Source organism: Kitasatospora cathayae, assembly GCF_027627435.1.
Lineage (GTDB): Bacteria > Actinomycetota > Actinomycetes > Streptomycetales > Streptomycetaceae > Kitasatospora > Kitasatospora cathayae.
Map to the genome: position 1 here is coordinate 6,486,040 of NZ_CP115450.1, position 9,083 is coordinate 6,495,122.

Sequence of the window (9,083 nt, forward strand, 5' to 3'; positions counted from 1 at the left end):
ACGGCAGGAATGGTCACCGCCCCCGCAGCGCGCCGCGCCGGGGGCTTTCTCATGCCCATCTCCCCGCCCTGGAGGCACCCCCATGTCTGCCGAGCTCCGCGAGGCACTGACCGCGGCTGGCGCGTCCGCGCTTGTCCAGAAGGTCATCGACCCGCAGCTGTTCGAGCGCATCAGGCGCTACTCGCCGCTGATCGAGGCCCTGCCCAGCCAGAAGATCAACACCACCACGTACTACTTCAACACCCGCAACGGCCTCGCGTCCGGCGGCGCCGTCACCGACGGCGGCGCCCGCCAGGTCTCCACCGGCACGTACTTCCAGAACTCGTTCACCGTCAAGAACCTCCAGGTCGTCGGCTCGGTCACCGGCTACGCCGAGGAAGTCGCCAACGCCATCGGTGACCTGCGAGCCCGAGAGATCATGGGCGGCATCAAGGGCCTGCGCTGGGACACCGAGCAGATGCTCGTCGCCGGTAACGCGGGCGCCACCCAGTACGGCCCGTACCCGCAGTTCGACGGCCTCGCGTCGCTGATCAACCAGTACACGGCGACCGGCACGGCCGGGCAGAACAGCATCGACGCCGCCGGCGGCAACATCTCCCTGTCGCTGCTGAACCAGCTGATCGACCTGGTCGAGTCGTACACCGCCGCGCAGGTCACCACCGGCGGCGCGGACTGGATGCTCGTGATGTCGTCCACCGCCGAGGGCGCTCTCGCGAGCCTGTTCACCAACCAGCAGCGGTTCATGGACGTCGAGGTCGCGCCCGGCCTCGTCGTTCCCAGCTACCGCAACATCCCCATCGTCCGGTCCTCCTACCTCGGGACCAAGGGCACCAGCATGGGCACCGTCACCGGAACCCCGGCGACCACCGGCGGCACCCTGGCGGCGGGCACCTACTACTACAAGGTCGCTCCGGTCATGTCCCGCCAGGGCGAGGCCGCCGCGTCGGCCGAGGTCACCGTCACCACCACCGGCTCCACCTCGACGGCGACGCTCGCGTTCACCCCGCCGACCGGCTTCCAGTCGTCCACCCCGCAGCACTACATGGTGTACCGGGCGACCGCGACCGGCCAGGAGACCCTCCTCGGCGCGGTGGACGCCACTGTGGGCCTGGCCGCCGACGGCGTCACCCCGATCCTGACCACCAGCATCGTGGACACCGGCACCAACCTCGTGCCGCAGAATGGCGCGACTGTCCCGGCGCAGACCCCGGCCACGTACATCGGCACGAACACCGGTGTGAAGCCCCGCTCCGTCGGCCAGGAGGACATCTACCTGATCAGCCGCGATCGGGACAACGTGCTGCGGCCGTACGTCCGTGATCTGCAGCCCAAGGACGTCTACCCGACCACCAGCAGCCCCGACTCGATGCCGTTCGCGATCGTCAGCGATACCTGTCTGGCTGTGAGGGGCGCCGAGTGGATCGGCCGCCTCTCGCGAGTCGCCCCGGCCCTGTAACACCCCGTCCCCGTCCGGCCGCCGCGACTACTCCACGCGGCGGCCGGCACCCAACCCGAGCGGGAGCAACCGTGTTCGTCACCAAGCGCAACCCCGGCTCTACCAGCCACGGCTACCAGTGGCCCAAGGGCGGCGAGTACGTCGAGATGAGCCCCGAGCACGCCCACGAGCTGATCACCATCCAGCCCGGCGAGTTCGAGGCCGTCACCGAGCTGCCGAAGGGCGTCAAGGCCTACGTGCCCCCGGCCCGACGGGCCACTGAGACCGTCGTGGAGGAGTAGCCGATGGCCGCCGACGCGCCCACCCCGCTCGCGACGTTCGCGCAGCTCCAAGAGGGCGCGTTCGCGGACCTCGTACGCTCCTACACCTCGCCGCAGGTGCAGCAAGACCTGATGTTCGAGGCCACCCGGCTGTGTGAGCGCGCCGCCGGCCGCCGCCTCGCCCCGTTCACCAACCTGACGGAGACCGAGCGCTCCACCGGCATCGACCCGGACGAGTACATCGCTTCCGGGAACGTGCCGCTCGACCTCGCCGGAACGTTGGGCAAGTCCTACGCCGACGCCATGGGCACCACCAGCCTGGTCCGGCACGGTTGGCTGCAGCAGTTCGCCCCGCACTACCCGGAGTTGTGGACCTACAGCCTTCAGTCGATCACCATCCACCGCTCGTACGGCGGCGACCAGGTGGTGAACCTCGCCAACGTCCGCGGCCCGGACCCTGACACCGGGCACATCTGGTACCCGATCGGCACGTTCCTGCCGGTCGGCTCCTACGTGACGTACGTGTACGGCGGCGGCTACAGCACGGTCCCGGCTGATCTGGTCAGGGCCTGCAAGTACATGGCTGCCTCGATCGCCGTCCGGGAGCTGGATCCGACGATGGCCGGCCACGGGCACGACCCGGACGTGCTCGCTGCGGACGCGCACGCCATCTGCGCCGACTACCAGGGCTGATCGCCGTGTGGGGTACTCCTCAGCCGTCGGGTGCCCAGCACACGACCAGGCGTCACCTCTCAGCCGCCGCTCGGGCAAAGATCTCGGCGCGCATGAAGGGGAAGAAGCGGCCGCACCGCGGGCACGCGCTCTCTTCGTCCGCCCGCGCGAAGATCTCGGCGAAGCTCAAGGGTCGGCATCACGCGGGCCACCGTATGTCGGCGTCTGCCCGGGCGAAGATCAGCGCCAAGCTGAAGGGTAAGCGCCACCCCGGCCACAAGCTGTCGGCGGCGGCAAAGGCCAAGCTGAGCGCCAAGCTCAAGGGCAAGCACCACTCCGTGTCGGCGGCGGCCCGAGCGAAGCTGAAGGGCCGCAAGCGTAAGCCCATGTCGGCTGCGGCGAAGGCGAAGCTGTCCGCACGCATGAAGGGCCATAAGCACAAGGGCCCGCACCGCAAGATGAGCCCGGCCGCGCGGGCGAAACTGTCCGCCCGGATGCGCGGGCGCCATCACAAGCCGGGCCACCGCAAGCCCATGTCGGCCGCCGCCAGGGCCAAGCTCAGCGCGCGCATGCGCGGCAAGCACCACCGCGGGCACCCGATGTCCGCTGCCGCCCGAGCGAAGGCCGCCGCGACCAGGCGTTCCCGCCCTCGTAAGCAGACCCGTAGGAGGCGTCGGTGACGAACGGCCCGGCCAACGCCGTTGCCCGGGAGGCTGCCTGGCTCGCCGCCCACGGGGACGGTCTGCCTGCCCTGTTGACGGCGAACGGCGGCCCGTGGGACGTGATTCAGGCGTACATGCCCCGCACCCCCGCTGCCCAGAAAACGCAGCTGTACGTGTTGCGGCGCCGCTGGCAGACCGAGCGGCTCTCCATCGGCCGGCGCCTGCCGAGTTACCAGATGCACTTGTTGGCGTACTGGCCGATCGGCGCGACCACCACCGGATCCCAGATCGCCGAGACCGAACAGGCCGCCCTCGACAGTGCGCTCGCTCTCCTGGTGCAGCGCATCGAGGGGTACGTCGGCGACCACTCGCATGGCGGCCGGTTCCTCAGCGTGGCGGAGGCGCCGCCGAGCACGACGGTCGCCGTCGAGTACGGCGATCCCGCGCAGGCCATCGCCGCGGGATTCCTCAGCGCGACCGTCACCTACTCCGCGGACGACCAGGACTACACGGCCTGACGCCCCACCACCCCCTTTCCCGGAGGTTCTCCGTGTTCGACACGGCCCCCTACCTGCAGCGCAACCCCGGGCCGGATCCGGTGGACGTGCCGGCGATCCCGGCGACCGTCCAGCCTGGTGAGGCCGTGGCCTGGCACATCCCCATCGCCGGGTTCGAGCCGGTACCTGCCGACCCGGCCCCCGCGCCGGACCCCAAGCCCAGCAAGAAGGCCGCCACCGCGCCGGCCCCGTCCGGTGAGGAGACCACGCCGTGACCCAGATCTCCAGGCTCGCAACGCTCGGCCTCGCCAAGGAGAGCGTCGCGGGCACGTACGTGGCGCCCACCACCGGAATCCCCTTCCAGAAGGGGGACTTCGAGGACGTCTTCGCCGAAGTCAAGGACGAGAGCATCCGAGGCAACGACACGATCTTGCAGGGCGTCTACCAGGGCACCGTGCACGCCACGTGGAGCCTGGACTTCCTCGCCTACCCGGACCTGATCGGGCACTTCCTGGCGGGCGTGATCGGCCCGGACACCGTCACGCCGGCTACGGCGACCACCTTGTCGGCGTCAACCATCGTCGGCGCGACGTCGATTCAGACGGCCGTGGCACTCCCGGCTGGCACGGTCATCCGCATCGACACCAGTACGAACACTGAGTACGCGTGGACGGATGGGGCCGCCACCGGCACCGGCCCGTACACCAGCAACGTCACCACGGTGCTCGGCAAGATCGGCGCCAACCGTGTCGGTCTGCAGCTGGCGCACACGTCGAGCGCCGCGGTGACCACGCCGACCACGCACACGTTCAAGCAGAGCGCGTCGCCCTTGCCGACGTACTCGCTGACCCTGTACGACACCACCCAGACCATCAGCTGCAGCTACGTCCGATGGTCGGACCTCCAGGTCAAGATCGACCCGAAGGGCGCCGTGCAGCTGTCCGTCAAGGCCACCTCGATGCCGTCGGTGACGCAGTCCAACGCGACGCCGACCTACTCGACATTCGACCCGCTGCTCGGCTGGTCGTGGACCATGACCAACGCTGGCGCTTCCTCGACCCGCGGGCTCAGCTTCGATGCCACGGTCAAGCGGGCCGTGGAAGCGATTGCAAGCTCGGACGGCACACAGGGCCCCCGGGAGATCTTCGCCGGACCGATCGAGGTCGACGGCACCTACAAGGCGATCTTCGAGAACCAGGTGGACCTCGGCCTGTACCTCAATTACACGCAGTCGCCGACGACGGCGATGGTCCAGCAGCCTGTCGCCCGCGGCGGCCAGTCTCTCGCCCTGACCATGAGCAAGTCCGGCTACATCAAGGGCAAGCGCGACCTCGGCAGCTCGTACACGCAGGCGGACTTCTCGCTGGTCGGGATCTACAACACGACCGACGGCGGCGCCGTGCAGGCCGTCCTGCAGAACTTCCAGACCGCCGCCTACTAGCGGCACCCCCTCACACGTCCCGGCGCCGGCCGTGGGCGCGCGAGCGTTGAGGGCGCGGGGACGCGCCCCAGGCCGCGCCGGGACCCCCTCCCCACCCCCTCAGGAGACACCAATGTCCGGCTACCGCAACCGCTTCATCCTCCTCGAGTTCCCCGAGGTCGGCGACGACGCCTCGATCCTCCTGCGCAACCCCCGCCTCGTCCCGCCGGACCTGCTCGAACCGGAGGCCGTCGCGGTCGACGCCAACGGAGAGCCCCTCGACCGCGAGGCCGCCCGCCAGTCCATGCACAAGGTGCTGGCTGGCCTGATCGTGGCCTGGCGCGGCATGTACGACGCCACCATCGTCGACCTGCCCGCAGACCTGCCTGCCGATGGTGACCTCGCCGCCCTGATGGCCCGCCTGGAGGAGAGCGGCCAGCAGCCGCTCGGCGCCCCCAGCCCGGAGACCGTGGCACGGCTTCCGATCGGTGTCGTCAACCGGCTGGCCGAGGAGATCGGCAACGCCGCAAACCCCCAGTAGGCCCCGGCTCCGCGTACTACGAAGACGTTCTCCTGCCAGCGGAGTCGATCCTCGACCGTACGTGGGGCTCAGGGGCCGCGCCACCAGAATGGATCGACTTCATCCTGATGCGGCGCATGCACTGGTCATGGTCGGAGCTACAGGAGACACCGGCCTATGTGCGCCGGTACTGCGCGGACTTCCTCGGGTTGATCGCCGAGCAGGAGCAGGCCGACCAGGAGCAGGCGCAGGCCACGCAGCGTCGGATGATGGCCAGTTGAGGAGGTTGCGGTGGCGGAGCTCCGGCCTGGCTTGTTCGCCGAGTTGTTCGCCGCGATCGGCGCTGCCGGTGAAGCGAAAGCCCGGGAAGCGCTGCTGCGGCTCGGGGATGCGGCGGAACGGCAGGCCAAGGTCAACGCCTCGTCGGGCTCGCACGCGTGGGGAACGCCCACGCCGGCCCGGCCCGGGTCGGGGCCCGCCATCATCTCGGGGACCCTCCGGCGCTCCATCACGCGCACTGAGCCGGTACGGGTGATGAGCGGCTGGGAGCTGAAGGTGGGCACCATGCCGGGCCAGGTGCCGCCGTACGGGCGGACCCCGTCGAGCCGGTACGGCCTGTACCTGGAGACCGGCTTGCGCAACGGCGCGACCTATCCGTTCCTCGGCCCCGCCGTCCGCTTCGTACGCACAACAGTCCTGCCCCAGGTCTTCCAGGCTGTGTTCCGCCCCGGGTGGCCGCGCCTCTGATCTGACCACCTGCCCCTTCCAACTCGTGCAGAGGAGGCCGGGTGGCTACCGAGGTCGCGGACCTGTACTCGATCCTGCGGGTCGAGACTGCCCCGTTCAGCGCCGGCCTGCGGACGGCGTCGGAGGAGGGCGAGTCGTTCACCGCCAAGATGGGCGGTCTGGGCGGCATGATGAGCAAGCTCGGCGCGGCCACCACGATGGCCGGTGTCGCCGTTGCCGGGGTTTCGATCAAGATGGCCGGTGACTTCCAGGCGTCGATGCTCAAGCTCACCACGACCGCCGGTGAGAGTGAGAAGAACCTCGGCATGGTCTCCGAGGGCGTCAAGAAGCTCGCCGTCGACACGGGGACCTCGACCAAGCAGCTCGCCGACGGCATGTACCTCGTGGAGTCGGCCGGCTTCCACGGGGCAGACGGATTGACCGTTTTGAAGGCGGCGGCGGAGGGCGCCCGCGCGGAGCAGGCGCCGCTCGCCGAGGTCAGCAACGCGGTCACCAGCGCCCTCAAGAGCTACCACCTGCCGGCCGAACAGGCGACGACCATCACCAACCAGATGGTGGCGGCCGTCGGCGCGGGCAAGATGACGTTCTCGGAGTTCAGCAGCAGCCTCGCCACGGTCCTGCCGATCGCATCCGCCGCACACCTCGGATTTGATCAGATCGGCGGCGCTATAGCGACGCTCACCAACCACGGCACCAGCGCCCGGGAAGCCACCCAGGAGCTGGCGTTCTCGATCCGGTCACTTCAGGCGCCGAACAACGTGGCGGTGCAGGAGATGCAGAGGTTGGGCCTCTCCTCCGTCGACATCTCCACCAAGCTCGGCGAGCGGGGCCTGACCGGCACGATCGGCCTCCTGCAGCAGGCAATCCTGCAGCACATGGGCCCGGCCGGCACCGTTCTGCTGTCGACCTTCAACAGCAGCAAGCAGGCTGCCGCCGATGCGAACGCGATGCTCGCGTCGATGCCGAAGTCGCTGCAGGACGTGGCCAAGGAGTTCCAGGCCGGGAAGATCTCCATGGGCGACTGGAGGTCGACTCTCAAGGGCCTGCCGGTCGATCAGGCCAACTTGGCATCGCAGTTCGCGACGTTGATCAACAAGTCGCAGGGGTTCAACCAGCAGTTGAAGGCTGGCGGTCCCGCCGAGGAGACCTTCAACGCGAGCATGAAGAAAATGATGGGCGGGGCCACCGGTCTCAACACCGCCCTCATGCTCGGCGGCGAGTCGATGGCCGACTTCGAGAAGAACGTCGCGACCGTCGGCGAGGCTGGCAAGAACGCTGGCAAGGACATTCACGGCTGGGCGGAGATCCAGCAGACCTTCAATTTCCAGATGTCGCAGTTGAAGGAGCGCCTCGAGGTCGCGGCGATCACGATCGGCACCAAGCTGATCCCGGTCGTCCTGGCGGTCACCAACTACTTCATGCAGCACAAGGTGGTGGCCGAGGCCCTGGCGGCGATCATCGGCGGCGTCCTGACCGCAGCCGTCATCAGGTTCGCGGCCGGCGCGGTGGTCGGCGCGGTCAAGGGGATCCGGGACATCGGCGCCGGCCTCAAGGCCGCAACCATCGCGGTCCGGGACTTCGAGCTTGGCACCAAGCTGGCCGCGGCAGCCTCCAAGGTCATGGCCGTGGCTCAGGCCGCGCTCAACGCCGTGATGGACGCCAACCCGATCATGCTGATCGTCATCGGACTGGCGGCTCTCGTGGCCGGGCTCGTCTACGCGTACAACCACAGCGAAGCCTTCCGGCGCATCGTGCAGGCGGCGTTCCGGGGCGTCGAGCAGGCCGCCCTGTCCGTGTGGCACACGCTGCAGTCAGTCTGGTCTGGGCTGGTCGGTGCGGCCGCGTCACTATGGCATGGAATCGAGTCATCTTGGCGCGCGGTGGCGGCTGTAACGACCGCCATTTTTGGCGGAATTCACGATTTCTTCGCGAAATGGTGGCCGCTACTTCTCGTCATTTTCCTTCCAGTCGTCGCGATTTTTGTGGCGATATGGAATCACTTCCACGAGCAGATCATTTCAGCGGCGACTTCCGCTTGGTCGTTTGTGCGCGACATATGCGTTGGCGCCTGGGATTTTCTGCTGGCGTCAGCGCGGTTTATCTGGCGAATTATCCAGGAAGCCGTGGTTCAGCCGATCCTTTCGGCCGTGCGAATTCTGCAAGATGCCTGGTCGGAGGCCTCTTCGTGGCTTTCTCAGAAGTGGCGATCAATTTCCGAATTCTCCGAGCGAATCTGGTCCGAGATAAAGCGGTCTATTGTTGAACCGATCGCGAGCGCGGCAAGTTCCTGTGCGAATTTTATCGGAAACATAGCATCGTCAATATGGAATGGACTTGTCAATGCCTGGAATTCAGCAAAGCAGATAGCCGGGAGCTTCGCCGGCATCGGCATGGAGATCATCAACGGCATCATCCGAGGCATCTCGAACGGCTGGAGCTGGCTCAAGGACAAGATCAAGAATCTGGCCAGCGACGCCCTCAGCGCCGCGAAAAGCTTTCTCGGCATCAGCAGCCCGTCAAAGGTGTTCGCCGCCGAGGTCGGTCAGTGGATCCCCCATGGCATCGCGAAGGGGATCGACGACCACGGGCAGGTGGCGGTCGACTCCATGACGGGTCTCGCCGGGAACCTGACCGGAAAGTTCGGCTCGGGCGGTGCCCCAGGACTCACCATGGCCGGCGGTCTATCAGCGGCGGCCAGCAGTGGTCCAGTTGTCGTCCTCAACGTCACCGTCCAGGGCTCCGTCCTGTCGGAGAACGACCTGCGCGACGTGCTGGAACAGCAGATGTACAGGCTCGGCATGCGTAACTCCACGACCTGGCAAAACTACGCACGCCGATAGGAGGGCACC

The 9,083-nt window shown here is 67.9% G+C and carries 11 protein-coding genes; all 11 read left to right on the forward strand.

What is annotated here, in order from left to right:
* Positions 1–82 precede the first annotated feature (82 nt).
* The 11 genes from O1G21_RS29285 (at position 83) to O1G21_RS29335 (ending at position 9,074) form a co-directional block, all read left to right on the forward strand.
* Positions 83–1,456, forward strand: coding sequence for an SU10 major capsid protein (locus tag O1G21_RS29285; protein ID WP_270147886.1), 1,374 nt, complete (start codon positions 83–85; stop codon positions 1,454–1,456).
* A gap of 71 nt (positions 1,457–1,527) precedes the next feature.
* Positions 1,528–1,737, forward strand: a complete 210-nt coding sequence (locus tag O1G21_RS29290) for a hypothetical protein (protein ID WP_270147887.1) — start codon at positions 1,528–1,530, stop codon at positions 1,735–1,737.
* 3 nt (positions 1,738–1,740) lie between these two features.
* Positions 1,741–2,409: a hypothetical protein gene (locus tag O1G21_RS29295; protein ID WP_270147889.1), complete on the forward strand. Its 669-nt coding sequence runs from the start codon at positions 1,741–1,743 to the stop codon at positions 2,407–2,409.
* Between the two features lie 92 nt (positions 2,410–2,501).
* Positions 2,502–3,068: an NUMOD3 domain-containing DNA-binding protein gene (locus O1G21_RS29300; protein WP_456319224.1), complete on the forward strand. Its 567-nt coding sequence runs from the start codon at positions 2,502–2,504 to the stop codon at positions 3,066–3,068.
* Positions 3,065–3,568, forward strand: coding sequence for a hypothetical protein (locus O1G21_RS29305; protein ID WP_270147892.1), 504 nt, complete (start codon positions 3,065–3,067; stop codon positions 3,566–3,568). The genes O1G21_RS29300 and O1G21_RS29305 overlap by 4 nt, the downstream gene beginning before the upstream one ends.
* Before the next feature lie 32 nt (positions 3,569–3,600).
* The gene (locus O1G21_RS29310; protein WP_270147894.1) at positions 3,601–3,822 is read left to right on the forward strand and encodes a hypothetical protein; all 222 of its coding nucleotides are present in this window, start codon (positions 3,601–3,603) and stop codon (positions 3,820–3,822) included.
* A complete protein-coding gene (locus tag O1G21_RS29315) occupies positions 3,819–4,988 on the forward strand; it encodes a hypothetical protein (protein WP_270147896.1) in 1,170 nt (389 codons plus the stop codon). Before O1G21_RS29310 ends, O1G21_RS29315 begins: the two co-directional genes overlap by 4 nt.
* Positions 4,989–5,100: 112 nt before the next feature.
* Positions 5,101–5,508 carry a hypothetical protein gene (locus O1G21_RS29320; protein ID WP_270147898.1) on the forward strand — a complete coding sequence of 136 codons (408 nt, stop codon included), beginning with the start codon at positions 5,101–5,103 and terminating at the stop codon, positions 5,506–5,508.
* 116 nt (positions 5,509–5,624) lie between these two features.
* Complete coding sequence (locus O1G21_RS29325; protein ID WP_270147900.1) at positions 5,625–5,768, forward strand: hypothetical protein; 144 nt, start codon at positions 5,625–5,627, stop codon at positions 5,766–5,768.
* Positions 5,769–5,778: 10 nt separating this feature from the next.
* Positions 5,779–6,234, forward strand: coding sequence for a hypothetical protein (locus tag O1G21_RS29330; RefSeq protein WP_270147901.1), 456 nt, complete (start codon positions 5,779–5,781; stop codon positions 6,232–6,234).
* Between the two features lie 41 nt (positions 6,235–6,275).
* The gene (locus tag O1G21_RS29335; RefSeq protein ID WP_270147903.1) at positions 6,276–9,074 is read left to right on the forward strand and encodes a phage tail tape measure protein; all 2,799 of its coding nucleotides are present in this window, start codon (positions 6,276–6,278) and stop codon (positions 9,072–9,074) included.
* Positions 9,075–9,083 lie beyond the last annotated feature (9 nt).

Coding starts and splice junctions, on each gene's coding strand:
- O1G21_RS29325 (WP_270147900.1), top strand. CDS start 5,625: ATGCACTGGTCATGGTCGGAGCTACAGGAGACACCGGCCTATGTGCGC.
- O1G21_RS29285 (WP_270147886.1), top strand. CDS start 83: ATGTCTGCCGAGCTCCGCGAGGCACTGACCGCGGCTGGCGCGTCCGCG.
- O1G21_RS29295 (WP_270147889.1), top strand. CDS start 1,741: ATGGCCGCCGACGCGCCCACCCCGCTCGCGACGTTCGCGCAGCTCCAA.
- O1G21_RS29320 (WP_270147898.1), top strand. CDS start 5,101: ATGTCCGGCTACCGCAACCGCTTCATCCTCCTCGAGTTCCCCGAGGTC.
- O1G21_RS29300 (WP_456319224.1), top strand. CDS start 2,502: ATGAAGGGGAAGAAGCGGCCGCACCGCGGGCACGCGCTCTCTTCGTCC.